The 26,994-nt window shown below is 45.9% G+C and carries 29 protein-coding genes; 3 read left to right on the top strand and 26 right to left on the bottom strand.

Annotated features, from left to right (window positions below; all coding sequences use genetic code 11):
* Positions 1-20 precede the first annotated feature (20 nt).
* From accC to ONB37_04270, 26 genes are all read right to left on the bottom strand, one after another.
* Positions 21-1,520: an acetyl-CoA carboxylase biotin carboxylase subunit gene (accC, locus tag ONB37_04395; GenBank protein ID MDZ7399388.1), complete on the bottom strand. Its 1,500-nt coding sequence runs from the start codon at positions 1,518-1,520 to the stop codon at positions 21-23.
* A gap of 69 nt (positions 1,521-1,589) precedes the next feature.
* Positions 1,590-2,678 carry a hypothetical protein gene (locus tag ONB37_04390; protein ID MDZ7399387.1) on the bottom strand — a complete coding sequence of 363 codons (1,089 nt, stop codon included), beginning with the start codon at positions 2,676-2,678 and terminating at the stop codon, positions 1,590-1,592.
* 556 nt (positions 2,679-3,234) lie between these two features.
* Entirely contained in the window at positions 3,235-4,032 is a 798-nt protein-coding gene (locus ONB37_04385; protein MDZ7399386.1) for an enoyl-CoA hydratase/isomerase family protein, read from the bottom strand.
* 63 nt (positions 4,033-4,095) lie between these two features.
* Positions 4,096-4,668 carry a nucleotidyltransferase gene (locus tag ONB37_04380; protein ID MDZ7399385.1) on the bottom strand — a complete coding sequence of 191 codons (573 nt, stop codon included), beginning with the start codon at positions 4,666-4,668 and terminating at the stop codon, positions 4,096-4,098.
* Complete coding sequence (locus tag ONB37_04375) at positions 4,665-4,895, bottom strand: hypothetical protein (protein MDZ7399384.1); 231 nt, start codon at positions 4,893-4,895, stop codon at positions 4,665-4,667. The genes ONB37_04380 and ONB37_04375 overlap by 4 nt, the downstream gene beginning before the upstream one ends.
* A gap of 52 nt (positions 4,896-4,947) precedes the next feature.
* A complete protein-coding gene (locus tag ONB37_04370; GenBank protein ID MDZ7399383.1) occupies positions 4,948-6,555 on the bottom strand; it encodes a methylcrotonoyl-CoA carboxylase in 1,608 nt (535 codons plus the stop codon).
* Positions 6,556-6,589: 34 nt separating this feature from the next.
* Positions 6,590-7,045 carry a PIN domain-containing protein gene (locus tag ONB37_04365; protein ID MDZ7399382.1) on the bottom strand — a complete coding sequence of 152 codons (456 nt, stop codon included), beginning with the start codon at positions 7,043-7,045 and terminating at the stop codon, positions 6,590-6,592.
* On the bottom strand, positions 7,032-7,301 hold the full coding sequence (locus ONB37_04360; protein MDZ7399381.1) for a hypothetical protein: 270 nt from the start codon (positions 7,299-7,301) through the stop codon (positions 7,032-7,034). Before ONB37_04360 ends, ONB37_04365 begins: the two co-directional genes overlap by 14 nt.
* 116 nt (positions 7,302-7,417) lie before the next feature.
* A complete protein-coding gene (locus ONB37_04355; protein MDZ7399380.1) occupies positions 7,418-7,672 on the bottom strand; it encodes a type II toxin-antitoxin system HicB family antitoxin in 255 nt (84 codons plus the stop codon).
* A 67-nt stretch (positions 7,673-7,739) separates the two neighbouring features.
* Entirely contained in the window at positions 7,740-8,552 is an 813-nt protein-coding gene (locus ONB37_04350; protein ID MDZ7399379.1) for a ZIP family metal transporter, read from the bottom strand.
* Positions 8,553-8,570: 18 nt separating this feature from the next.
* Positions 8,571-8,852: a YgiT-type zinc finger protein gene (locus tag ONB37_04345; GenBank protein ID MDZ7399378.1), complete on the bottom strand. Its 282-nt coding sequence runs from the start codon at positions 8,850-8,852 to the stop codon at positions 8,571-8,573.
* On the bottom strand, positions 8,849-9,067 hold the full coding sequence (locus tag ONB37_04340; GenBank protein ID MDZ7399377.1) for a hypothetical protein: 219 nt from the start codon (positions 9,065-9,067) through the stop codon (positions 8,849-8,851). The genes ONB37_04345 and ONB37_04340 overlap by 4 nt, the downstream gene beginning before the upstream one ends.
* A gap of 44 nt (positions 9,068-9,111) precedes the next feature.
* On the bottom strand, positions 9,112-10,128 hold the full coding sequence (locus ONB37_04335; protein ID MDZ7399376.1) for a PfkB family carbohydrate kinase: 1,017 nt from the start codon (positions 10,126-10,128) through the stop codon (positions 9,112-9,114).
* A 141-nt stretch (positions 10,129-10,269) separates the two neighbouring features.
* On the bottom strand, positions 10,270-10,467 hold the full coding sequence (locus ONB37_04330) for a type II toxin-antitoxin system HicA family toxin (protein MDZ7399375.1): 198 nt from the start codon (positions 10,465-10,467) through the stop codon (positions 10,270-10,272).
* On the bottom strand, positions 10,460-10,684 hold the full coding sequence (locus tag ONB37_04325) for a type II toxin-antitoxin system HicB family antitoxin (protein MDZ7399374.1): 225 nt from the start codon (positions 10,682-10,684) through the stop codon (positions 10,460-10,462). Before ONB37_04325 ends, ONB37_04330 begins: the two co-directional genes overlap by 8 nt.
* Positions 10,685-10,833: 149 nt before the next feature.
* Complete coding sequence (locus ONB37_04320; protein MDZ7399373.1) at positions 10,834-11,223, bottom strand: Zn-ribbon domain-containing OB-fold protein; 390 nt, start codon at positions 11,221-11,223, stop codon at positions 10,834-10,836.
* A 215-nt stretch (positions 11,224-11,438) separates the two neighbouring features.
* Positions 11,439-12,596, bottom strand: a complete 1,158-nt coding sequence (locus ONB37_04315) for a thiolase domain-containing protein (protein ID MDZ7399372.1) — start codon at positions 12,594-12,596, stop codon at positions 11,439-11,441.
* Positions 12,597-12,807: 211 nt separating this feature from the next.
* The gene (locus ONB37_04310; protein ID MDZ7399371.1) at positions 12,808-13,854 is read right to left on the bottom strand and encodes a hydroxymethylglutaryl-CoA synthase; all 1,047 of its coding nucleotides are present in this window, start codon (positions 13,852-13,854) and stop codon (positions 12,808-12,810) included.
* 102 nt (positions 13,855-13,956) lie between these two features.
* Entirely contained in the window at positions 13,957-14,466 is a 510-nt protein-coding gene (locus tag ONB37_04305) for a biotin/lipoyl-binding protein (protein MDZ7399370.1), read from the bottom strand.
* Positions 14,467-14,627: 161 nt separating this feature from the next.
* Positions 14,628-16,133 carry an acetyl-CoA carboxylase biotin carboxylase subunit gene (locus ONB37_04300; GenBank protein MDZ7399369.1) on the bottom strand — a complete coding sequence of 502 codons (1,506 nt, stop codon included), beginning with the start codon at positions 16,131-16,133 and terminating at the stop codon, positions 14,628-14,630.
* A gap of 91 nt (positions 16,134-16,224) precedes the next feature.
* Positions 16,225-16,584 (bottom strand): DUF86 domain-containing protein, encoded by a 360-nt coding sequence (locus ONB37_04295; protein MDZ7399368.1) that lies wholly within the window; start codon positions 16,582-16,584, stop codon positions 16,225-16,227.
* Positions 16,577-16,879: a nucleotidyltransferase family protein gene (locus tag ONB37_04290; GenBank protein MDZ7399367.1), complete on the bottom strand. Its 303-nt coding sequence runs from the start codon at positions 16,877-16,879 to the stop codon at positions 16,577-16,579. The genes ONB37_04295 and ONB37_04290 overlap by 8 nt, the downstream gene beginning before the upstream one ends.
* A gap of 107 nt (positions 16,880-16,986) precedes the next feature.
* A complete protein-coding gene (locus ONB37_04285; protein MDZ7399366.1) occupies positions 16,987-18,537 on the bottom strand; it encodes an acyl-CoA carboxylase subunit beta in 1,551 nt (516 codons plus the stop codon).
* A 297-nt stretch (positions 18,538-18,834) separates the two neighbouring features.
* The gene (locus tag ONB37_04280; GenBank protein ID MDZ7399365.1) at positions 18,835-19,233 is read right to left on the bottom strand and encodes a cobalamin B12-binding domain-containing protein; all 399 of its coding nucleotides are present in this window, start codon (positions 19,231-19,233) and stop codon (positions 18,835-18,837) included.
* A 199-nt stretch (positions 19,234-19,432) separates the two neighbouring features.
* Positions 19,433-21,100, bottom strand: coding sequence for a methylmalonyl-CoA mutase family protein (locus ONB37_04275; GenBank protein MDZ7399364.1), 1,668 nt, complete (start codon positions 21,098-21,100; stop codon positions 19,433-19,435).
* Between the two features lie 431 nt (positions 21,101-21,531).
* Complete coding sequence (locus ONB37_04270) at positions 21,532-22,839, bottom strand: aminopeptidase P family protein (GenBank protein MDZ7399363.1); 1,308 nt, start codon at positions 22,837-22,839, stop codon at positions 21,532-21,534.
* Positions 22,840-23,907: 1,068 nt separating this feature from the next.
* On the opposite strand from ONB37_04270, the gene ONB37_04265 reads away from it, so the two are divergent.
* From ONB37_04265 to ONB37_04255, 3 genes are all read left to right on the top strand, one after another.
* Complete coding sequence (locus ONB37_04265) at positions 23,908-24,168, top strand: 4Fe-4S dicluster domain-containing protein (GenBank protein MDZ7399362.1); 261 nt, start codon at positions 23,908-23,910, stop codon at positions 24,166-24,168.
* A gap of 2 nt (positions 24,169-24,170) precedes the next feature.
* On the top strand, positions 24,171-25,217 hold the full coding sequence (locus tag ONB37_04260) for a 3-methyl-2-oxobutanoate dehydrogenase subunit VorB (GenBank protein ID MDZ7399361.1): 1,047 nt from the start codon (positions 24,171-24,173) through the stop codon (positions 25,215-25,217).
* 98 nt (positions 25,218-25,315) lie between these two features.
* Complete coding sequence (locus tag ONB37_04255) at positions 25,316-26,749, top strand: 2-oxoacid:acceptor oxidoreductase family protein (GenBank protein ID MDZ7399360.1); 1,434 nt, start codon at positions 25,316-25,318, stop codon at positions 26,747-26,749.
* The last annotated feature ends 245 nt before the right edge of the window (positions 26,750-26,994 follow it).

Genomic DNA, 26,994 nt, shown 5'->3' with positions numbered 1-26,994 from the left:
AGCACAGCGAATTAATCAGGTTATGACGACAAAATTTCCCAATATCCAATCGTATTCCATGGGGTGACATGAGTTGACTTTTCGACTCGAACTGGTTTTTTCGAATTGGTCATCTCATGAATGGCCGCAATGGCCAGCGCCTTCGAGATCGCCGCTGCATCCAGTTCGGGCATGCGCCAATTGGCGAAATGGTCGGTCAAAAAATTGGTGTTGATATTGCCACGCACAAATTCAGGATGCTCGATCACCGCCTTCAAAAACGGGATCTGGGTTTTAATTCCGAGAATCACATAATTATCCAGCGCCCGTTTCATGCGCTGAATGGCATCGTTGCGATTTTGCCCCCAGACAATCAATTTGGACAGAATTGGATCGTAATACATCGAGACCTCAATGCCCGAAAACAGCCCCGAATCGACCCGCACCCAGGGACCTGTCGGCTCCTGCACGAAATGAATCGTCCCCAGCGAGGGAAGAAAATTGTTCTCAGGATCCTCGGCGTAAATTCGGCATTCGATGGCATGTCCCCTCTGCTGCAGGTCTTCCTGACAAAAGGGGAGAGGCTCGCCCGCCGCAATCCGAATCTGCTGTTTCACCAGGTCGATCCCCGTAACGAATTCCGTCACAGGATGCTCTACTTGAATTCGGGCATTGACTTCGAGAAAATAGAAATTTTTATTTTTGTCCAACAGGAATTCCACTGTGCCCGCATTGGTGTAGCCGCTCTCTTTGATCACCCGCTTGGCCGTTTCGCCCATTCGAGAGCGCAGCTCGTCGTCCAGAGCCGTCGAAGGGGATTCCTCGATGATCTTCTGATGCCGCCGCTGAATGGAGCACTCCCGCTCGAATAAATGCACCACGTTGCCATGATGGTCAGCGATGACCTGAAACTCCACATGGCGGGGCTGCTCGATGAATTTTTCCAGATAGATCGATTCATCGCCAAAAGCGGATTTCGCCTCCCGCATGCCCGCTTCCATAGCGTCCTTCAGTTCTGCTGGCGAATGCACAATGCGCATCCCTTTGCCGCCGCCACCCGCCGAGGCTTTCAGGATGACGGGGTAGCCGATTTTCTCCGCTTCGATTTTGAGTCGATCGTAATTGGCGACCTTTTGCTGCATCCCAGGGATAATCGGAATATTGGCCGCCGACATGGTTTGACGGGAGCGCAGCTTGTCGCCCACCAACGCCATGGCTTTAGAGTTCGGCCCGATGAAGACGATGCCCTCCTGCTCGCACCGCTCCGCAAAAGCCGAGTTTTCGGCCAGAAATCCATAGCCAGGATGGATGGCCTCCGTCTCGGTTTGATGGGCGATAGCGATAATTTTATCGATATTCAAATAACTTTCCAGCGGCGGGGGAGGACCCAGCAACACGGCTTCATCAGCCATTTGCACATGCAACGCTGTCCGATCCGCCTCCGAATAGACCGCCACAGTTCTGATGCCCAGTTCCTGACAGGCTTTAATCACCCGCACCGCAATTTCGCCACGGTTGGCGATGAGGATTTTGTTGAACATAGTTTTTCCTGATGATTTTTGAATCAATATTTAGAGAATTTTTTGGTTTAGTAGATTTTCAGTTATCGTTTAATCCAGATATTTAAAATTGAGATTCAATCGACTTTTCTTCAATTGGAGATCTAGGCTAAAAATATTATTAATCTCAATCCCCAAAGGTGTTAAATACACTTGATCATATTCAGTTCCCGTGGCAATCCTTTCTACCAACCCGAGTTCATGACACCAATTGCAGGCAAAGCTTAAAAACTCATACATGGTCCTGGCTTTGTATTTCACGCCAAAAAGGCCATTCGCTAAATCTAACCTATAATCTTCAAAGTCTTTGATATTTGGCAGCCACTCTCCATTGGTCACTTCGATGAACCTCAGAAACCAATAGACATTAACTTTATGAGCAGTCCAATTGCCATTCGTCAGAACTCTTAGTAGAATTACCTTCTGCTCGTTTGTCAGATCGACCGAGGAGAGGTTTGTTGCTAGATCAATTTCAGGGTTAAAATTCTGAATATATTCAAGTCCATTTTCGGTTATGGAATAACCATCTTTGTTCCTGACAATCATTTCAAAATCCAAAGCGAGACGCAAATAGCAATTGAAATTTGTTGACTTGGGAGAAGAAAAATAGGCTGCGAGTTTGCTCTCAGACAGCTCTAATTTTTCATGATCACGAAATGGCTTTAAAATCTTGTTCAACCAGCGAAGATAACAGATGGTATAATTTTTTGGCTTTGGCAGCGCCAATCCAAACCTGAGACTCAATTTTTCGATTGTCCTCGAATAAAGCTTTTTCACTTCATTCAAAGGATAGGTTTTGACAAGCACATCATTGGCTCTCCCAAAATCAAAAACATTTCGTTTTGCCTGCGGCGTCGTTTCATCTGCAAATAAAATGCAATAGTTGGTGTTATCGATGAATTTCACATTTTTATAATTCAAAATTTGGCGGAAGCAATAATCTCTTTTATTCTGGGTGTTGAGCAAGGTTTCCAATTCGACGACTAGCTGGCTTTTATCAAAACTCTCCAGAATGAAATCAATTTTGCCGTGATCGGTTGATACTTCCTGACCCTTTCGTGTGGCGATTTTAAAATCTAGCAATTGGGAGAGAAAGTCTAAATTATGAAGTAATGTCCATTGGACCAGGCTCTCTTTCATGAAAATGATTCCTGCTTCATATATAGGAAATTTTATGAAAAATGAGATATTTCTAATTTGGGTTTTAAGAAAAATAGATTCCTAGAATTTTCCGATAGAATTTAAATAATCGAACTATCTTTTCTTGTTATTTTTTTGATCCGATTTTCATGCTTGAAAAATGTTTTTATTTATTCATCATCTTCTGTCGCCTTTGTCTATTCATTTGACATCACATATAAAGGGCAAAACTTGATTATAGGCCAGGTTCTTTTTTCTGTCTCTTTATGTACTATTATTTTAGCAAGACCACTGCAATGGATACAATCATATTCAACGGTCCAATCTCCTATATGCGCAAATTGTGTTTTTAAAAAAGCTCTTCAAGTCTATTCATTTCTTTATCCTTCAAAAGCTATTAATCATTCTTTAAGTATGGTGGCCCTTATTATGTTTTTATCAGATGATCAGATTGAGCATAGAACTTCTTTCATCCATCGGGAATCGCCGATGATTATTTTGTGGATCGTTTTCATTTTTCACACTTAGAAATTTTACTAGAAAGATATCCAATTATTTATCGTTTTACCCACCTCGGCTTCCGCTTCTCAAAAAATGCCTTCATCCCCTCCTGACCCTCATCGCTCACCCGCAGGGCGGCAATGGCTTCAGCCGTATATTTTTTCGCAGCCTCCAGGCTCATCTGCGGCACCTTTTCCAGCAGATCTTTGCAGATCGCCAGTGCATTCGGTCCGCTGCTCAGCAGTTGCTCGATCAATCGATTGACCGCTGCTTCCAACTGATCAGCCGCCACCACCTGGTTCACAAATCCGAATTGGAACGCTTTTTGAGCATCCATCCGCTCGCCGGAGAGGAATAGCTCCCGACTACGATTCTCACCCACCCGACGGATGACGTAAGGCGAAATACAGGCGGGCACCAGCCCCAATTTCACTTCGCTGAAACTGAATTTTGCCTGATCGCTGGCGATCACGAAATCGTTCACCGCCACCATGCCTGCACCACCACCGATGGCCGCCCCATTGACCATGGCAATGGTCGGTTTGGGCAGCGAGTACATGGTATAAAACAACTCGGCTAATTGCAAAGATTCATTTAAATTTTGCTCATAGGAATATTTGATCACCCCGCCCATCCAGTTCAAATCAGCGCCAGCGCAGAACGATTTTCCCGCACCCGTGATCACCACAACCCGTACCTCTGGCATTTTTCCCAGCGCTTGATACAACTCTAGCAGCTCGCCGATCATGGTCTCGTTAAAGGCGTTATGGATTTCAGGACGGTTGAGCGTGACCCAGGCGACTTTGTTTCGGATTGAATGTTTTATGGTTTTGCCGATAATTTCCTCAGCCATTACTGCTCCTACAATTCGATCAACTCTGTTATTCTTAGCCGTTTTTCCTTTTTGATATTGTAGCTATTCCAATAATTTTGAAATATCATCCCAGATCTCTGGCATTTCCAATACTCGTGCAAATTCCTTTACCCAGTTTTCAATTCTTTTCTTGTCCAACCTGGGATGACTTTTTATGATTTCTTGAATGTCAATCAAATCTTTCGGACGATGAGCAACGGCTTTGAAAATAATCAAATCCTCGGGTGTTGTTAATCGGATTACGAACTCTCCCGCTTGATAGAAGATGCCCCGCTCAACAGCTTCTAACTCGAACGGTAACATGCCCAGTGAAATATCAACATGAATGCCACTTTCTTGATGGCGAAGCAGTAGGACATGATGACGATGAGCAAAATCCTCGGCATCTGATATGCGTGGAAAAAGTCCGACTTGTTTGGCGACCTCTATCAACTGTGGTAATTCTTTCATCGGTAAAATAATAACTGCATCGACATCTGCCGTTAATCGTGGCTTTCCCAACAGGCTCGCTGCAACACCTCCGATAATGACGCCCTTATCACTAAAATACTTAAAAATCTCCTGCACAGCGTTTAATGAGGGCATGAGAGAAGTCAGATCGTTTGGAATTTTCATTGCAGCATACTCCGCAATTTCGCCCACCTTTGATAAACAACCAGATCATCTTCAATGGAATCGTTCAACGGTAATCCCAGCCCGATGGCCATCCTCAAAATCGAGTTCAATTGCTGCCAGCGAAGTTCTATTGAGGCATTTAGCTGCTCCTCTGCCTCGATAGCTGCTACTGCCTGCCACTGATCTCTAAATTCTTTAACCAATTTTTTATCCAATTTGAAGTCCATTGACCTTATCACCCAATTACCTCAATTACCCAGTTACCAAATTACCCAAAAACTACATCCTAAACACCCCAAACCGATGATCAGGAATCGGCGCATTGAGCGACATGGCGATGCCCAAGCCCAGCGCCGTTCGGGTATCCAGCGGGTCGAGGATGCCGTCGTCCCAGAGATTGGCTGTGCTGTAATAGGCGCTGGATTCATGCTCGTATTTTTCAAGTGTAGGTTTCATGAAAGCGTCCTGTTCTTCCTGAGACATTTTAATGCCTTTCTTTTCTAACGCACGCATTTTAACCTGCAATAGCACACTGGCCGCCTGCTCGCCGCCCATGACGCAGATTTTAGCATTGGGCCACATCCACAACAATTTTGGATTATAAGCCCTACCGCACATGGCGTAGTTGCCAGCGCCATAAGAGCCACCCACGATCACAGTAAATTTTGGCACATCGGCATTGGCAACGGCATGGACCATTTTGGCCCCGTCTTTGGCAATGCCGCCGTGCTCGTACTGCTTGCCCACGATGAAGCCTGTGATGTTCTGCAAGAAAATCAATGGAATTTTTCGCACGGCACACAGTTCCATAAAATGGGCGGCTTTCAACGAGCTCTCGGAGAACAGCACGCCATTGTTGCCCAGAATGCCCACTGGATAGCCCATGATTCGAGCAAAGCCTGTCACAATGGTCGGGCCGTAGCGCTCTTTGAATTCGTGGAAACGGCTGCCATCCACCAATCGGGCGATCACTTCTCGGATGTCGTACGGCTTTCTCAGGTCTTTCGGCACAATGCCGTAAATCTCTTTTGGATCGTAATAGGGGTCCTCTGGCTCACGGACATCCAATTCAAAGCGTTTGGGTTTATCCAGATTTTCGATGATGTTGCGGGCGATCTCCAGGGCATGTTCATCGTTCAACGCAAAATGATCGGACACGCCTGAGATTCGGGTGTGAACATCAGCGCCGCCAAGTTGCTCGTCAGTCACTTCTTCGCCCGTGGCGGCTTTCACCAGTGGTGGACCGCCAATAAAAATCGTGCCCTGGTTTTTGACGATGACGGTTTCATCGCTCATCGCAGGCACGTAAGCGCCGCCTGCGGTACAGGAACCCATGACGATGGAAATTTGGGGAATGCCCATCATGGATAATCGAGCCTGGTTGTAAAAAATTCGGCCGAAATGATCCCGATCGGGAAACGTGCCCGATTGATAGGGGAGAAAGATGCCTCCCGAATCGACCAAATAGACACATGGCAGCCGATTCTCCATGGCGATCTCCTGGGCCCGAATGTGCTTTTTGATGGTCATTGGAAAATAAGTGCCGCCTTTGACCGTGGCATCATTGGCCACTACCAGCACCTCTCGGCCATGCACTACCCCGATACCAGTTATTATTCCTGCCCCTGGGGCTTCATTATCGTACATATCCCAGGCCGCCAATGGGGATAGCTCCAGAAATGGTGTGTTTTTATCAAACAATTTTTTTAATCGATCTCGCACCAACATCTTGCCACGGGAGAGATGCACTTCTCTTGCCTTCGGTGGCCCGCCCTGCTTCACCAGGTCCAATCGTTCTTTCAGTAGCGACACAGCCTGTTCCATGGCTGCCTTGTTCTCTTGAAATTCAGCACTCTTGGTATCAATTTTCGATTCGATTCGGTACATGGGATTATTGCCTTCTCCGTTTTTTGCATCTAAATTATTTGTCTTTCGCCAAGTTTATTCTCAATTCTTGCAAAAATTCTATTGGCGTTGCTATTTTTATTCCTAATTTGCTCAGGTAATCAGCCTTTAGATCTAATAAATGCGAGTCATAAGTGATTACATGGGTTCCGTTGCCGTTCAGAGCGCATAATACAAAACAGATATCTTTAGCATCTTCTGGATAGACCTCGTAGTGATAAAATTGTACTTTTACCTCTTCGCCATAAGCGATAAATTGAGAGATGAATTGTATAATCAGCTCTTCGTTAACATTTTTTTCTTTTAGTTTATTGATATATTCTGAAAGGACGTCTCCAGTCCATAGAACATCAAATTGGCCCAGCTGCCATCTGTTGATTATTTCTTTGTTTGGGCTATCCTCAGAGGTTGTTTGTTGTGAAGGCAGAACAACATTTGTATCCAGGACTGCTCGAAATCTAATTTTGTTCATAATGCTCTCTAATCTGTTCTAAAACCTTTTCACGCACTTGCATGAAATCCGCAAAAAAGTTCTGACGAGACCATCCACTTTCTTTTTTATCTTTCACCAGATTTCGAGCTTGAGTGATTATTTCATCATTGGAATGATAATGGGATCGCAATGGTACATGGAGGATAAGTTCGTTATCCCTCTTTTCATATTTCACAGTAACCTGATCATCGATCCCAAAGTTCTTTTTTAGCATTGCTAATGATGAAGTTGTCATGGTATTCTCCTAAATTATTTTTAAAAAATTTTTCTAATCAATTTTACGATCAAAAACAAACATTGCTTGTTTTAATTTCCGAAGCATTTTTGGAGGTTTTAAAATCGGCAATTTTGTCATTGAACCACTGATACTGGAATATTCGTATTCAAAGCAATTTTAGCAGTTTTCTTATCAGGCAGTTTAAAGGGCAAAGGATCGCCATGCTCAAGATAAGATTCTATCAGCTTTCGAGCCACATCCTGAGCGATCTCCATGGTTTCGGCAATTGTTCTGCCCTGGGCAATGAGCCCTTGCAAGACCTCGCTGGTCGCCAAATAGCCGCCTTCCTCCAGCGGTTCAATTTTTATCGGAATAAGATGTTCGTACATCATCGACTCCTCTGAAAAAATTTTTTAAGTGGACTCCAACTCGGATTTGGAGTCCATTTGGCATTAATTATCCCAGCGCCACATCCAGCGTCATCATCACCGCAAAGCCCAGCATGGCGCCGACGGTGGCATAATCGGTGTTTTTTTCAAATTGCGATTCGGGGATCAGCTCTTCCACCACCACATAAATCATCGCTCCAGCGGCAAAGGCCAGGGCGTAGGGAAGAATCGGCCGCATCAAAATTACGGCTGCAGCGCCAATCACTCCCGCAATGGGTTCGACTACACCCGAAAGCTGCCCATACCAGAAGCATCGGAAGCGGGAAAATCCTTCCCTCCGCAAGGGTATTGAAACGGCAGCCCCTTCGGGAAAATTCTGGATGCCGATACCGATTGCCAGCGCCATGGCTCCCGCCAAAGAAGCGGCAGGGAGATTGGCACTGATGGCGCCGAACGCCACTCCCACGGCTAATCCCTCGGGAAAATTATGGAGCGTAATGGCCAGGATCAGCAACACACTTCTTTGCCACGAGGTATGAATTCCCTCTGATTTTTCAGTATTGAACCCTGCATGGAGGTGGGGGAGAAGCTTATCTATAACCCACAAGAAGGCTCCGCCCAGCAAAAAGCCACCCGTCGCTGGAATCCATGGGGGCAGACTGCCCTCCTCAGCCATCTCAATCGCAGGCGCCAACAGCGACCAATAGCTGGCGGCGATCATCACGCCAGCGGCAAAGCCCAGCATGGCATCGAGAACTTTTCGATTGATCGTCTTGAAAAAGAACACCACGCCAGAACCCGCAGCAGTCATAAACCAGGTAAAGCAGGTGGCAATCAATGCTTGAGTAATTGGATTCAGGCTTGTAAATCTATCGATCATAGGCTTCTAAAATTCCTTTCATGCTGCTACCATTTCGACATCGAACTTAATCGAAGGCACAGAAATGCGAGGTGCTCTGGCAATCTGGTCGGTATTGGTTAATAGTTCTTCCAGCCAGTGCCCCACATCAGCCTTGACCACCTTTTCGCCACATTGGGGACAGACGCCAGCGGGAACATCCTCAACGACTATAAGCTCGCCTCGGATCCAGAAGTTTTGTTTGATCAGCCTTGCCTCCATTGGCGTGTCACAAATTTCGCATTTGCCATAATCCCAGTAATTGTTTGCTTGTGATGTCATACTTGAAGTTTATCTTTAAACGCTTCATCATAAATGTCGTTCTCAGAGGTAAGCCAATCCCGATATGCCTCTGAGCTCATTTGCATTCTTAAAAATTCCTCGGCCTCTTCTTTACCTTTCAAATGGCTCGCAAAATCAATGATAGATTTCAATTTGCTTTCAGGGAGCAAGCTGATGATTTTATCCATTCGCTGGTTGGCTTCTAACGCTCGCATGATGAAACTCCTTAAAACTGATTATACAGAATTAGAAATTACCTTTAAATATAACCAATCTCCCGACAAAGATCAAGTATTTCTTTACCCGATGCCGTCCCTGTCATGAATAATTTTTGCACTGTCACAGCGGCGGCGAGATTGGCGAATTCGGCAGCCTCAACTGGAGAGAATCCAGCACCCAAACATAGAGCCAGAGCACTCACCACCGTATCCCCTGCGCCCACAGGATCGATGGGTTTGTTGAATTGAATGCCTGGTATTTCATGGCTACCCGCTTGGTCCACCACCAAAATTCCTTTTGAGCCCCTGGTAATGAAAACTGGCTTGCCCGATTCATCAAAAAGCTTTTGAGCATGAATTTTCGTTGCCTCGAAGTCGATTTGATCCAATACATCTGCCGTAATTCCATTCAGTCGAGCTGCTTCAACTGCATTGGTCTTGCGATAGATATTCTTAAAACGGTGGCCATAATGCCGAGAATCCAGCAGCACAACTTTATCGTTGAATTGATCAAAGAGCGCATTGGCGTTCTGAATAAATTTCTCATTGCTCAGGCTATTTGGAACCTGTTGATTGAAGATCAACGCATCGCATCTATTAAGGGCGTCGGCAAGGGCGGTAATGATTTTGTCATCTGTCTCAGGCGATCGCTGGTTGAAAAATCCGAAATCGATTCGTGGTTGTTCTTTGCCCTCGAGCACAATTTTTGAAAAGACCACGGTATCAAAATTTTCGTTTTGGATTACCAGCGAATCATGATTCACGCCAAGTTCAACGAACTGGCGAATCATCTCCCTGCCAAAAATATCATTGCCGATCACTCCGATAACTTTTATTTCAGCAGGTTCGAGTGCCGCTAAATTGGCCACGACATTGGCAGCTCCGCCTAGCGTGTAATAATGCTTTTTCACCGCTTGAGAATGCAAGCCCGTCTCTGCTGATATTTCCCCGCCTCGGGGATCGAGAAACCAGTAGGCATCTAAAGCAAAGTCGCCGTAGACAGCGACTTTGACGAGGTGAATTTTTTCGAGGATTTGTGCGAGTTGTGCGATTTTCATTTTGATCCCGACTTGTAGGACAGGTTGGCAACCTGTCCTACAAATTTTTGATCCTAGATTTAGATGGATGCAAGCCTTTGAAAGAATTTTAAATCTCAATAGTCGAAAATCCAAAAGCTGCTTTATTAAAAAACAACTTTCCTAGGTTTCCTCAATGGCTTCGATCACTTGTTTCACGATTTTTGGGTGCAGCATTCTATTGCCATGAAAAGGAACAACAATCCGTCTATCAAATTTTTTATAAATTCGATGACTTCCCTTACTTCGAATCAATTCAAAACCAGCTTTTAGAAGCATTTTTTCCGCTTCAGCAGCGGTTAAGCGAAGTTGTTTAGGCAAACTGAACCTCCATCGTGGTCGTGAAAATTTCTTTGCTTAAAAAAGAAACTTTCTCTTCCTCGGATAATGTTTCTAGATAGAGTTCTATTGCCTCTTTGATATTTGCCAGAACCTCATCCAGGGAATCCCCCTGGCTCTGGCATCCCTTTAGTTCTGGACAATAGGCATAGAAGCCGTATTCATCTTTCTCGATTACGATGCTGATCTTGTAAGACATGTTATTGCTTCCTTCAAATTACACCATTTAAACCGGCTCAAAGTCGTCTACCCTTTCAAAGGTCTGCAACCTTTGAAAGGGTCATAAATTGGAATTGGTGTATCGAAAATTGAAATTTGTTTGTATTTTGTCGTTTGAGGTTTGAGGTTTCAAATAGGCACGCATTTGTACCCATAATGAATAATCCCTGCCTTGCCATCCTCAGAAATCTTCCGAAATTCCAATCGGACAGGCATGCCTATTTTCAAATCTTCAAATTCACAATCGACAATTTGCGTCAATAAGCTGACGCCATCCTTTAGTTCCACCACACCGATGGCGTACGGCGCCTGATCCACAAACTGGCTGGGCGCCACATGGATCACAGTATAAGTCTTGACAACACCCTCCCGATTCAGCGTGATGGTTTCGAATTCCCGTGATTTGCAGGCATCACAGATCAATCGAGGCGGGAAAAAGATTTTGCCACAGCTTTTGCATTTGCCAGCTTCATAACGATAGCGTTGCGGCATGGCTCTTCGATATGCAGGAACGGACATTTATACCTCCACTGGTTTTTGATTTCAATTCTACTTTGTTTGAACTTGAAGAAAAATTCCAAATTACAAATCCCAATTTCCAAACAAATTTCAAATTTAAATTTTCAATTACCAAAACGTGTTGTTCGGAATTTTGATTTTAGGGATTGGAAATTATTTGGAATTTGTCTTTTGGGATTTGAAATTTTTTTTCCCCTAGAAAACGAAACATATTTTCAGATCTTCTCAAGAATATGAACCACCGAACTCCCACCACTTCCCCCCATATTCTGCGTCATCCCAATCCGAGCCTTTTCGATCTGTCGTTTGCCTGCTTCGCCCCGAAGCTGTTTCACCACTTCGATGACCTGAGCGACGCCTGTGGCGCCGACAGGATGGCCTTTGGACTTCAATCCGCCGCTGGTGTTGACGGGAATTTTGCCATCACGGGCGGTCTGACCCGATTCAGCCGCTGGCCCGCCTTTGCCTGGCTCGAAAAATCCCAGGGCTTCAGTAACGATAATTTCAGCGATGGTGAAGCAATCGTGTACCTCCACCAGATCGATGTCCGCTGGCGTTTTGCCCGCCATTTTATAAGCCCGTTCTCCAGCCAATTTCACAGCATTCAATGACGTCAGATCGCTTCTGGAATGTAAAGCAATAGAATCCGTGGCATGTCCCAATCCGATAACTTTTACGATCGGCTTCTTGCTGATTTTTTTTGCGGTTTCCAGTGAACAAACGATGATCGCAGCAGCGCCATCGGTAATGGGGGAGCAATCCAGAATCCGCAGCGGATCGGCCACCATGACGGAATTCATTACTTCATCCAGCGTGACTTTCTGTGGAAATTGCGCCAGCGGATTTAAGGAACCATTGTCATGATTTTTGACCGCCACAGCCGCCAATTGCTTCCTCGTCGTGCCATATTTGTGCATGTGCGCTCGAGCCATCATGGCATATAAGCCAGGAAAAGTCACTCCCTGATAAACCTCGTACTCCTGATCCGCTGCTGTGGCCAGGGCATACGTTGCTTGATCGCCAGAAACATCAGTCATTTTTTCCACACCACCTGCCAGAACGATCTCAGCGTTGCCAGACATCACTTCAATGATTGCCGATTTGACCGCCAGCCCGCCCGAAGCGCAGGCCGATTCCACACGGGTAGCAGGAATGGGTCCCATGCCCAGATAATCAGATAACAACGACGCCAGATGCTCCTGGCCATTGAACAGCCCGCCCGACATGCAGCCGACGTACATGGCATCGAGATGATCGACGCCCGCATCGTCGATGGCCTCGAGCGCCGCCTCGACAAATATATCATTGATCGATTTCTCCCACAACTCGCCCCATTTATTCATCCCAACTCCGATAATAGCGACTTCTCGCATAGATATTTTCTCCTTCAGTTTCTTTGAGAGCAAATTTCTAACTGCCAGTTTTTTTGACCGCTAATTTCGCCAATTAGACAAATTTCGCTAATTAAAAAATGCTGCTGGGAATTTACCCCATTATTGAAAAGCATGGCTCAGAACCAAATTAGCGCAATTAGAAAAATTCGTGTAATTAGCGGTCTCAAATTTATAACTCTAAAATCAATCATTATTCTTTTTTGAGAATCTTCCCCCTGAACTTGGCATACGTCCCATAGTCCAGGTATTTTTTATTATTGCGAAGCATGTCCCAGGTCTTCGGCGCCTTGTCCTGAACCTGTTTGATGCGATCGGTCACTCGCCAAATGAAAGCATCGCTGCCAGCGCCCGAGCCGAAGGAGACCATCAGAATCAGTTCACCAGGTTGCGCCTGATCCAGAATAGCCGTCAGGCCGAGCGGCGAGGCGCCTGAATAGGTGTTGCCGAGTTCGGGGCACACCAATCCTGGCAGAAGCTGCTCCTTTTCAAAGCCGAGCATTTTGCCGACCCGCAGCGGAAATTTGCCATTGGGCTGATGAAAAACCGCATATTTAAAATCCGCTGGCTTTTTGCCCGCTTTTTTCATAATGCCTTCGCCTGCTCCCCGAATATGCTTAAAATAGGCGGGCTCGCCCGTGAATCTGCCGCCATGGCTGGGATAAAACTGATGCTCCCGCCGCCAAAAATCGGGCGTATCCGTCATGTAGGAATAGGTCATCAAACATTCAGCCACCAGATCCTTTTTGCCCATGATGAATGCCGCTGCACCAGCCGCTGCCGAATATTCCAGCGCATCGCCAGGAGCGCCCTGTGAGGTATCAGCGCCGATGCCAAGCCCATATTCAATCAAACCTGCATCCACCAGGCCCAGACAAATGAACATGCCTTCAGTGCCTGCCTTACAGGCGAACTCCAGATCCGCATTGTGGCATTCAGGAACTGCGTTGATCGCCTCGGCCACCACCGTCCCGCTGGGTTTCACCGCATACGGATGTGATTCCGATCCAATATAAACCGCACCGATTTTCCGAGGATCGATCCCCGCCCGTTGTAGCGCATTGCGAGTTGCCTCGACCGACATCGTGATCGTATCCTGATCTGGCGCTGGCACCGATTTCTCCTGCAACAATAGTCCCTTCTTATAACTCGGCGCATCCGCTCCCCAGATTTTAGCAATTTCCTCGACCTTGATTCGATTGCGGGGGATGTACGCCCCATAGCCGACAATTCCTGCCATAGATTTGCCCTCTCGTTTGGTTCATATCAATTAGCGTTATTTGTCCTGAGAAATATCTAACAAATCAAAATTTGAAAATATCCTTACCCCTTGCATAATGCCCTATGCCCCAAACACCACCAATACCTGCCCTTTCTCCACTGCTTGTTTCTCCTGAACCTTTATCTCTTTCACCACACAATCAAACGGCGCCCTTATCTCATTTTCCATTTTCATCGCTTCGATAATGAGCAAGCCATCGCCCTTTTTTATCTGTTGCCCAGGTTTCACTTCAATTGCCACAACTAATCCTGGCATGGGTGCCTTTAATTCCTGTTCGATTTTATGAGAGACCGCCTGTCGCATTGATTTTTTCAATTGAGCGGTCCGTTCGTCTTCCACGACAAATTCAAATGATCTCCCTTTGTGAAAAACTTTATAACCAGCATCATTACGTCGGATTTCGATTTCAAACGAGCGATTGCCAACCAGCGCAGAATAGACATGGCTGCCATCGATCTCCCGCAATTGGATCGGGATCGATTGGCCGTTGATAGTTGCCACCACCTGATCACCACGGTCGTCCAGTTTTAGCTTGAATTCTTTATCTCGAATTCTGGCAATATAATTCATGAATGGCCTCTATTTCCGATAGGATTAGGGAGCCTGGCAAAAATTTTTCTCCGCCAGAATTGTCTTCCCACAGAACTGATTTATAAAATTTTGGATCGCAATTCTGTGGGATTTCATTTCTGTGGGAGAATATATTACTTTTTAAAGCTATCGCTAAATATCTATACTCCAAACAACCTTCTTCTTCGAGTTTCATATTTCCAGATGCTCAAATTTGGTGCGCTGGCAATTCTATTCACCCGTTTCTTTGATTGATAATCGATCAAACAGGACAAAATCGCCATGGCTTCCAAATCTGCTTCAGATACATCGTTCAAATCGCATAGCAAATTTTTGTTTTCATCAATAAAATGAGTCGAAAGATTGCCTGTTACAAAATCAGGATGAATCATCACCTGCTTATGGAACGGAATCACGGTCTGCACACCAGAGATGACATATTCATCCAGCGCCCGTTTCATTCGCTGAATGGCTTCGTGGCGATCCCTGCCCCAGGTGATCAATTTGGAGATCAGGGGATCGTAATACATGGACACCGAATCTCCCTTTGCCAGGCCTGAATCCACCCGAACGCCAATCCCTTGAGGTTCTCGATAACTCTGAATTTTGCCGATGGAGGGCAGAAAATTATTCTCTGAATCTTCGGCGTAAATACGGCATTCGATGGCAGCGCCTCGCCACTGAACATCCTGCTGGCTGAAACTGAGTGGCTCGCCTGCGGCAATGCGGATTTGTTCTTTGGCCAGATCGATGCCTGTGACCATTTCGGTCACAGGATGTTCCACTTGCAAGCGGGTGTTCACTTCCAGAAAATAGAAATTTTTATTCTGATCGACTAAAAACTCCACCGTGCCTGCATTAGTGTAATTAGCCGCCCTGGCCGCTTTGACCGCCGTCTCGCCCATCCGCTGGCGCATCTCGGGATCGACGATCGGAGAGGGCGATTCCTCGATCACCTTCTGATGCCGCCGCTGGATGGAGCATTCCCGCTCACCCAAATGAACCACATGGCCATGCTGATCGGCGATGATCTGAATTTCGACATGGCGGGGTTTTTCCAGGTATTTTTCAATATAAATTCGATCATCGCCAAACGCTGATTTCGCTTCGGAACTGGCCATCTTGAACAATTGCGCCATCTCATCAGGGCGGTGGACGATGCGCATGCCTTTGCCGCCACCGCCTGCCGCTGCTTTTAACAGAATGGGATAGCCGATCTCCTCGGCAATCTTTTGCGCCTCAGCCACCGAAGTGATCGCCTGCTTCATGCCGGGGACAATCGGTACGCCCGCTCTGATCATCGCCGCTCGGGCCGCCATTTTATCGCCCAGCAATCGAATCGTCTCGGGTTCAGGCCCGATGAAGATCAAGCCGCTGTCATTCACCAAACTGGCGAACTCAGGATTTTCCGCCAAAAAACCATAACCAGGATGAATGGCCTGGGCCTGAGATTTTTTCGCTGCCTCGATAATTTTTTCCATGACGAGATAACTCTCAGTGGCAGGCGCTGGTCCCAATAGATAAGCTTCATCAGCATAACGAACATGCTGCGCCGTCCGATCGACCTCAGAATAGACGGCCACCGTGGCAATGCCCAGCTCTCGACAGGTTCGCATGATGCGGATGGCGATTTCGCCTCGGTTGGCAATGAGGATTTTTTTGAACATATTTTGATTTAATATTTTCTATTCTAAGCTCATTGAGTCCAGAACGTTTGGAATTTTTTTAAGCATCAACTAGCGTTATCAGCAATATCTTTTACGTAGCATCTTTTTTGGCTTCAATATTAACCAACTTTTCTAAATGATAAAGAATGTCTGGCAGTTCATTTTTTACAATGTGCCACACGATGTCATAATTTACTCCAAAATAATGGTGAATTAATTTGTCTCTTAATCCAGCTAATTCCTTCCATTGTATTTCTGGATATTTTTCTTTCAAATTTTCAGAGATACTTTTGATTGCTTCTCCAACAATTTCAAGATTCCGCACCACAGCGTCCTGAGTTTTAATATCTTCAAAGAAGTCATCATAATCCAGCATTTTAACATAAGAGTTAATTCTTCGAATCGCTTCTTGAATATCTTTGACAAGATCAAGATCATCTCGTTTAGACATAAATGATATTCTCCTCAATGTCTCTGGCAATATGTTTTAACCTGATACTTTTGACTCCTGCAGGTGTTAAGATGTCAGTTTTCTTGCCAAATAAAGTTTCAAGGTATTCGGCGAATTCTATAAATTTGAGTCCAATTGGTCGCTCGAATTCGACAAAAACATCTATATCGCTTTTTTCCGTCTGAATACCCCTGGCAAAAGAGCCGAATATTCCAATTTTTTTGACGCCATATTCTCTGGCGAAATAGGGCATTTCTTTTTTTAAAACCTGTAATACTTTTTCACGGGTTAACATGTCGGCACCTTATCAATTCTCAGTCTAAATTTTTTTTAGTTAGTTTCAACTTGCCTTTCAGTCGATCTGACAACGTGACCGTCATCTCCAAGATGACGGTCACGTTTTTATAGGGGAATATTGCCATGCTTCTTTCTCGGATTGGTATCGCTCTTCGTTTCCAGCATCCGCAGCGCCCGAATCAACTTAGGTCGGGTATATTTCGGCTCGATTACATCGTCGATATAGCCCCGTTCGGCGGCTTTGTAGGGATTGGCAAATTCGGCAATGAATTGATCCAGCTTTTCTTGCAGCGCCTTTTCGGGATCGGGTGAGGCTTCAATTTCTTTTTTAAAAATGATTTCAACCGCACCTTTCGGCCCCATCACTGCTAGTTCCGCCGAAGGCCAGGCGATGTTGTAATCGCCCCGAATGTGCTTGCTACTCATCACGTCATAAGCGCCGCCGTAGGCTTTGCGGGTGATGACGGTGAGTTTCGGGACAGTGGCTTCGCAGAAGGCATACAGCAATTTTGCCCCATGCTTGATGATGCCGCCGAATTCCTGCGCCGTGCCTGGCAAAAAGCCTGGCACATCCACCAGCGTTATGAGCGGAATATTGAAGCAATCGCAGAAGCGCACAAATCGGCCCGCTTTGCAGGACGAATCGATATCCAGCACGCCCGCCAGCACCGCAGGCTGATTGCCCACAATTCCCACGGGATAACCGCCCAGTCTGGCAAATCCGATGATGATATTTTGCGCCCAATCTTTGTGCACTTCAAAAAAGTCGCCGTCATCCACAATCCGTTTGATGATCTCTTTCATGTCATACGGCTTATTGGGATTTTCGGGGACGATGGTGTTCAACTCGTCATCGGTTCGATCGATTGGATCGGTGGGTTCGAGATAGGGGGGATCATCGATATTATTCAATGGAATGTAACTCATCAGCTTTCGCACGGCATTAAAGGTCTCGATCTCATTCTCGCAAGCGAAATGGGCCACGCCACTTTTCGAGCTATGCGTGATAGCGCCGCCCAGCTCTTCAAACGTAACCTCCTCATGGGTAACGGTTTTAACGACATTCGGTCCTGTGACGAACATGTAGCTGGTGTTCTGCACCATAAAAATAAAATCAGTGATGGCTGGGGAATAGACCGCCCCACCAGCGCACGGGCCTGCGATTACGCTGATCTGCGGAATAACGCCAGAGCAAAGGGTATTTCTCAAGAAAATCTCCGCATAACCGCCCAGGCTATCGACCCCTTCTTGAATGCGGGCACCTCCCGAGTCGTTGATACCGATCACGGGGGCCCCAACTTTGAGCGCCAGATCCATGATCTTGCACACTTTTTTGGCATACATTTCCGATAGCGAGCCGCCAAAGATGGTGAAATCCTGGGAGAAGACAAAGACGAGGCGACCATCAATCGTGCCATAGCCCGTCACCACGCCATCGCCGAGGTAGCTTTCTTTTTCCAGCCCGAAATCGGTACAACGATGGCGGACGAACATGTCCAGCTCCTCGAAGCTACCTTCGTCCAGCAACAGCTCGATGCGTTCACGGGCGGTGAGTTTGCCCTTTTGATGCTGGGCGTCGATGCGCTTTTGTCCGCCGCCGAGTTTGGCTTCGGATTTGAGGCGATAGAGTTTTTCGAGCTTGGGATCGAGGGGCATATTTTCGTATTTCGGATTTTAGATTTCGGATTTATAGATTATAAAAAATTTTTTCCAATCCGCCTGGGCGAAAAACAACCCAAAGGATTTCACAAAAAATTTTCATTAATAGGGTTATTTCAATCGTTGAATAGTACTTTTTGTAAGCGTTCAGCCCAGTGTCATTTCGAGCGAAGCGAGAAATCTTTTTATCCCCAAATTAGCACAGTTTCAACCATTTTACCTTGACAGATTCCTCCCTTCGGTCGGAATGACGCTTTTTTTCAGCAGCGGCTGAACTATTAGAATTTTTTTCTTTCACTTTTCACCAAATTTTTGGTAGATATAATCCACAATCTCCTTCGTCGAAGCCCCTGGCGTAAACAACCGATCCACGCCAGCTTGTTCCAGTTTTTCAATATCCTCATCAGGAATGATCCCGCCGCCGAAAACGACAATGCTTTCAGCGCCTTTTTCCTTCAACAAATTGATCACCGCAGGGAACAGCGTCATGTGCGCACCCGATAGGATGCTCATGCCAATTCCATCGACATCCTCTTGAATGGCGGCCTCAACGATCTGTTCGGGCGTCTGTCGCAAGCCCGTGTAAATCACTTCGATCCCTGCATCTCGCAGCGCTGCAGCAATCACTTTGATCCCTCTGTCATGACCATCCAGTCCTGGCTTGGCTAATAAAATTCTGATCTTTCGTTTCATTGTTGCCTCGTGTATTTAAAACTAAAAATTTTTGGTTAGTTAGTGGTTGTTCGTTGTTAGTTGTCCGTTGCCTGTTGTCAGTCGTCCGTTGTTTGTAGTCCTTTGTTATTTTGCACTGCTCATTACTAACTGCCGACTGCGGACTGATCACTGACCACTGACAACTGATCACTGCCGATTGCCTACTGAAGACTGCTGACTAAAAGAAAGGCGGCTCCTGATACTCCCCAAACACCCCTCGCAAAACATCCACGATTTCGCCCTCGGTTGTGTAACATCGAACACAATCCAGAATCGCAGGAACCGTATTGTCAGTCCCTTCAGCCACTTTGCGAAGATTCTCAAGCGAACGTTTTACCTTATCGTTGTCCCGAGTCTCCCTCAACTTCTTTAGTGAGGCACATTGATCCTTTTCCACCTGAGGGTCGATATAAACGATCGGGATTTTGATCTCCTCATCTGGTTCAATAAAATCATTGATGCCAACCACGATCCGGTCCTTGGACTCGATCTCCTTTTGGTAGCGATAGGCGGATTTGGCGATCTCCCTTTGAAAATAGCCCTGCTCGATGCACTTCAACACGCCGCCTCGTCGCTCGATCTCCTCAAAATATTTCTCCGCCTGTTCCTCGAGCTTATTGGTCATCGCCTCGACAAAATAGGAACCAGCTAACGGATCTATGGTGTTAGCTACGCCGATCTCATAAGCGATGATCTGCTGGGTTCGGAGCGCAATTTTGACCGCATGATCTGAGGGCAAAGCCAGTGTTTCGTCCATGGAATTGGTGTGCAGGCTCTGGGTACCGCCGAGTACGCCTGCCAGCGCTTCAAATGCCGTTCGGATGATATTGTTCTCAGGCTGCTGCGCCGTGAGGCTGCAACCTGCGGTCTGGGTATGAAAGCGCAATAGCCAGGAGGCTTCTTTTTTGGCTTTGTATTTCTCCCGCATGTGCCGTGCCCAGATGCGACGGGCGGCTCGATATTTGGCGATCTCCTCAAAAAAATCCAGATGAGAGTTGAAGAAGAACGACAACCGAGGCGCAAACACATCCACATCCAATCCCGCTTTGATGCCTGCCTCCACATACGCAAAGCCATCGGCCAGGGTGAACGCCAGCTCCTGTGCTGCCGTGGCACCAGCCTCCCGAATGTGATAGCCAGAGATCGAAATCGTATTCCATTTGGGCACGTGATCGGCGCAGAAGGCCATCGTATCAGTGATCAGCCGCATCGATGGCTCGGGCGGGTAAATCCATTCTTTTTGGGCGATGTATTCTTTCAAAATATCGTTCTGAATCGTCCCTGTCAGCTTTTCCGATGGCACGCCCTGCTTTTCAGCCACAGCGATGTACATGGCGAATAAAATCGAGGCAGGCGCATTGATGGTCATGGAGGTGGAAATTTTATCCAACTGAATCCCTTTGAACAGCACCTCCATATCCGCCAAGGAATCCACGGCCACGCCGCATTTGCCTACTTCGCCCCGAGAGCGGGGATGATCCGAATCATAGCCCATCAATGTGGGCAAATCGAAAGCCACCGATAAGCCCGTCTGGCCTCGTTTCAGCAGGAAATGATACCGCTCATTGGTTTGCTGAGCGTTGCCCATGCCTGAAAATTGCCGCATGGTCCACAGCTTGCCCCGATACATGGTGGCATGGACGCCACGGGTGTAGGGATAGAAGCCAGGGAAGTTGATATCCCGCTCAAAATCGATGCCTTCCAAATCCAGGGGAGTGTACAGCGGCTTAATTTCCTCCCCTGAGACGGTGATGAATTTTTTGTTTAGCGTTTTTGATTGATTGGCTTGCTGTTGCCATTGGGAATGGAGTTTTTTGACTTGATTTTTGGTTTTATCATCGAGCATTGAATTTCCTCCATCGGAAATCAGACAATTGTGATTTAAATTTTTGCACTGGAATAACATTATTTTAGCTTTTGGAACCTTAGTAGCAGGCAAGATCCACAATGGCACTGACCTTATTACCTTATTGGAAAAAGAAAATAGGGTAATAAGGTTAGAATTTGTGGGTTGTCATTAGGCTACTAAGGTTGAAAGACAAAAACAAGGTTTCAAAAAGATTCGATAGCGTGCATAATTTCGACATCTGATACTGGTGAACGATCATAAAAAATGATAAAAATAAATTTCTTTTGTTTCACCTTTGTTCAACAGTAAATGATAGCGGTCATTGCTTTGCTCTGTATTGCACATACCCGAAAACTGTCGCATCGTCCACAGCTTGCCACGAGATATTACGATGATTTATCGAAAAAACGCATTGATTCTGAAAATTTTCAAAACCGAATATTTCCCAACCCCTCCAATTTCATCAATGCCTCAATTTCTTCCACCGTTTTGGGGCACGCCGCCGTCAGCACCCGATGACCATCTTCGGTGATCAACACATCATCCTCAATTCTGACCCCAATATTCCAGTATTCCTTTGGCAAATCAGGATTGGGTGGAATATACAAACCAGGTTCAACCGTCACCACACAGCCAGGTACCAATGGAAGGGAAGTATCGCCAATATCGTGCACATCCAATCCCAAATGATGGGTGCAGCCGTGGCGCCAATATTTCTCGTAGCCATATTTGGCAAACACGGCTCGGGCCAGGGAATCCATCTGCGCCATGGTCAAGCCAGGCCGCAGCATATCAATCACAGCCAGATTGGCTTCCAGCACGATGTTATAAATTTCCTTCTGCTGCGGAGTGAATTTGCCCGATGCTGGAATGGTTCGGGTGATGTCGGCGCAATAATGGTTATATTCACAGCCGATATCGACTACCACCATGTCGCCTGATTCGATTTGGCGCACGCCCAATTCATAATGGAGATCCAAGCTATTCGGACCAGAACCGACAATGGTGGGAAAGGCCAATTGTTGCAAGCCGTGGAATTTGAAGATGTATTCGACGACAGCTTCAATCTGATATTCGAACAGGCCAGGCGTCATGGATTTCATGGCCTCTTTATGGGCCAGGGTGGTGATGTCGATCGCTTTTTGGATGTCCGCAATTTCTCCGCTGTCCTTAATCCTTCGGGATTGCGCGAGAAGTGCTTCTGGCTGTTGAATAGATATCGATGACAATCTTTCAACCAATTCAATTAATCGTTTCTCGAGGATACTGTTCCCTTCTCTCTGATCAGATTTAATTACGTTCGTATAGAGCTGGTCAATCACACGGATCGAATTCAAAATTTTTCGAAGCTCTTTCGAACCGCAGACCAGGTCAATTCCAAGAGAATCCTGAAGCATTCGGTAATATTCATCCGATTTTACCATTTTAGACGGCGGAGGATTTTTGATGATAATCGAATGGACTTGAGTATCGCTGACTGGGGATTGAATGCCTGGTTTGGATAAAATCAGTATAATATCGGGTTCATTGCTGCCTGTCAAGAAAAATAAATTGCTCTCTTGCTCAAACCCAAATCCAAAACGATACCCATTTCGTTGCGTTTGAAGGATCAGAAGTCCGTTCGGTGACATTTTTTCGAGGGCTGTTTGTCTTCTTAACAGATGGATAGGATTTGAACTTGCCTGGGAGATTGAAACGATGACCACCAAACTGAAAATAATCGATAATTTTTTCATGGATACCTCGCTTCAATTCAGTATAGAAAATTTTTCGATCGGGGAATCGGGCAATTGGATAGTAGGTAATTTATCGATTAATGCTGCCTTACGCCATAAAAATTGATCAGGCGAGATTCATACAATCCGCCAATCATCACTGGTTGAGCTGCTCAGTTGTACTGCTTAGGCGATTTCGCCTTGAGGTGCGAACTCAAATACAATTGATGACCAAGCTAAGTCGGATCTGAAAAATTCGCCTCCTGGACAAGCTTCACAAGTCTCATGGAGCGCAGAGGATTTAAAAAAAATATTGAAAGGATAAAACAACGCTACTTATTGATGTCATTCATCATTAGTCCAGAACTACCGCATTCCAATATCGAACCAATCACCCATTAAGGTTAGATGCCTTCTCTACGCCGTCAATGTTTGCCAGGGGAAATTCCATAGTAAACATATAAAAATTTTTACATCTTGTCAAGCTAAAAATTGTGGGCTACATAAAAACTTTTTCGCTCATTAGTTTGGATCAAATAATGCTCAGTGTGAGGTAGCCCCTGATTAACTGATCACCAAGTATCTTTTTTTCTAACGAATCTGAAGAGGAATTTTTCCTCAATGCATCTCATGATCTTACCGATGAAATATAGTTTTTAAACATGAAGTCACCATAAAAATGATTCTTTGATTTTTTTTTAACACATATTTGATTTCATAGTTCAAGTTGGAAGATCAAGATTGAGATTCAGATCAGGGGACTCTGGTTGGCCAGTGCACAAGGTTTGACATTGAAGGGGGATTTCCAAGGAACATCTGTTTTATTGCTGAATCGCGAAATTGATATTCTGTTTTTTGGAGAGCTCTATAAAGAGGGTTTTTGTGATCACTGCAGATTCAGTTTCAGAGGGATAAAGATGAACGATGCACGTTGAAAAGCCGAGCAGTTTGAAAAAGAGCTTGCAACTTAGCAAAAAAATTGTTATAATGAAAATTGGGATTAGATTATCTAATATTGGTGAATTCCTTTTTTTCGGAATAACATTATAGAAAAAGTGCAAACCGATAAAATGGAGTAAGGAGTCGCTCATGGTTGATGAGATTATTGAGGTCGAAGGAGCGGTGCCTCGGCTTGAGGTGGTAAGTCATCTATGCAAAGGCTGCGGTTTGTGTATTGAGCATTGTCCCCAACATGTGATTCAATTCACTGATAAGTTCAACGAAATGGGGTATAAGTATGCTGCCTATGTTGGTGAGGGATGTACTGGATGTGGCGTTTGCTTCTATTGTTGTCCTGAGCCTGGTGCGATAATCGTATATAAGAAGGTCAAGGAAGGTAAAGGAGAATGAGCATGCGGAAAGAATTGATTAAAGGCAACGAGGCGGTGGTGAAAGGGGCGCTATTGGCGGGATGCAGTCTCTACTTTGGGTATCCAATTACGCCAGCCAGCGAAATTGCCGAAGCTGCGGCTTATTATTTTCCATTGATGGGGGGAACATTCGTCCAGGCGGAAAGCGAGATTGCTTCGATCAATATGGTTTATGGGGCTGCGGCTGCCGGGAAGCGGGTGATGACCGCCTCTTCTGGACCCGGGTTAAGTTTGAAGCAAGAGGGGATCTCGTATTGTGCAGGTGCGGAATTGCCTTGCGTAATCATCGATGTAATGCGGGCTGGCCCAGGGTTAGGAAATATTTGGCCTGAGCAGGGCGATTATAATCAAATTGTCAAAGGGGGTGGGCATGGTAATTATCGAAACATTGTATTGGCTCCGAACTCTGCGCAAGAAATGTGCGATCTGACGATGTTGGCCTTCGAACTAGCGGACAAATATCGAAATCCTTGTGTGGTTCTGACCGATGCATATATCGGGCAGATGATGGAACCAGTCGAATTTCCAACCACTCGGAAAAAAGTCCCTCACAAGGACTGGGCGCTCTACGGCAATCGGGCGAGTAAAAATAATTTGATCACTTCGATATTGATGAATACCCAGCTTCTTGAAGAGCACAACAAAAAGCTGCAACAAAAATATGCCGAAATGGAGCGTAACGAAGTCCGCTATGAAACACTTTACGCCGATGATGCTGAACTCGTCGTGGCGGGATACGGAATTGTCTCGCGCCTGCTATTGAATGTCACTGAGATCCTTCGTGCCGAGGGAAAAAAAGTTGGTTTATTTAGACCGATTACGCTTTTCCCATTCCCCAGCCGACATGTGGCCGAGCTAAGCGAGCGCGTGAAACAATTTTTGGTTGTTGAGCTGAGCAATGGACAGATGTTGGACGATGTTCGGCTGGCAGTCAATGGTCGACGGCCCGTGCATTTTTATTCCCGGATGGGCGGAGCTATTCCAACCGTTGAAGAGCTGGTGGCTCAGGCTCGAAAGTATATTAAATGATCATATGTCTGAGAGATGCGATCAAAAGCGTAGTGAATGTTGTAAGATGTGATCGTGGATTTGCTGAGAAGCGAATAAATACATTCAGAGGAGCAAACATGAAGGCCCAATTATTAGCCAAACCGAAATCCTTTTATGATATATTTGAACGAAAAGGCAAGACACAACCTCAAACCACCCATTATTGTCCTGGATGCGGTCATGGCAACATCCATAAGATACTGGCTGAAACCCTGGATGAATTTGGCGTTGCCGATCGGACGATTTTGGTGTCGCCGGTAGGTTGCTCGGTTTTTGCTTATTATTATTTTGATGTAGGCAATATTCAGGCGGCTCATGGTCGCGCCCCGGCGGTCGCGACTGGTTTGAAGCGCGCAAATCCGGAGAGCATCGTTATTTCTTATCAGGGCGATGGAGATTTGGCGGCCATCGGTGGGGCTGAGATCATCAATGCTGCCAATCGTGGTGAGAATATCACCGTGATTTTTGTTAATAACGCTATTTATGGGATGACTGGGGGACAAATGGCTCCGACGACCTTGGTAGGGCAGCGGACTACTACCAGTCCTTACGGTCGAAAACCGAGCAACGAGGGCTATCCGATTCGAATGTGCGAAATTATCAGCACATTGGAGTCACCCGTTTATGTGGAGCGTACTGCGCTGGTGGATTTCAAAACAATTAGCCGCACCCGAAGGGCGATTCGAAAGGCGATCAAAAATCAGATTGATAACAAAGGCTTTTCTTTCATCGAGGTATTATCTCCTTGCCCCACTGGCTGGAAACTGACCCCAGTAGAGGCGCAGCGCTGGATCAGAGACAATATGATGTCCTATTTTCCGGTCCAGGTCTTTAAAGACACCTCAGAAAAAGCGGAGCCAAGGGTATATGAGCAGAAACAATATACTGATCGGGAAGTCCTCGAGATTCTGGGATTGTTAGAGCTCGAAGAAGAAAAAGAACACGATGCAGATTTTGTCCGAAAATTTCCAGAACAAATTCTAAAAATTGCTGGTTTCGGTGGTCAGGGGGTATTGACAGCAGGCGTGATCTTAGCTGCCGCGGCCATGGAACAGGACCTTCAAGTGAGTTGGATTCCCTCCTACGGTCCAGAGATGCGCGGAGGGACGGCCAATTGCAGCGTGATCTTGTCGAACAAGCGAATTGGTTCACCGCTCGCCACCAATCCCAATGTGTTGATCGCCATGAACGGCCCATCGCTTGATGCGTTCGAGGATACGGTGGTTCCAGGTGGATTGATTATCGTCAATTCCTCGATCGTTGAACGAAAAGTGAAGCGCAGCGACGTTCGTGTTATGTATATCCCATTGACAGAAATGGCCTCGAAATTGGGACTGACCGCCGCTGCGAATATGGTTTGCATTGGAGCGTATCTCGAGTATACCAAAATTATGGATTATCGACTTGCGTTTGATGCCATTCGCAAATCGATCAAGAAAAAGAAATATGTGGACATCAACCTTAAGGCTGTGGAAGAAGGAGTTCGGTTCGTCAAAGAAAATTATGCATAATTACCTGGGATCGCGCAACTCCGATTGTACAGCATATTCGAGCTCTTATCGTGAACTGAAACGCAGAGTTAATTTAGCACAATAGGAACTTTTAATTTTAGCAGCACGTTGAATAGACAAGTTTTTTGAGTTGGGTTACGAGATGCCAATACCCAAGCGCAAATCGACGAACGTGGACATTTGAATCTTCCCCAGAGCCGACTGTTCAACTTCGGATTTTTGGTTGTATAGCACTTCAGTTCCGC

The organism is candidate division KSB1 bacterium (assembly GCA_034506395.1).
Taxonomy (GTDB): domain Bacteria; phylum Zhuqueibacterota; class Zhuqueibacteria; order Thermofontimicrobiales; family Thermofontimicrobiaceae; genus Thermofontimicrobium.
Note: the sequence above shows the minus strand (reverse complement) of the source record. Positions and strands in the feature narration are given on the sequence as shown.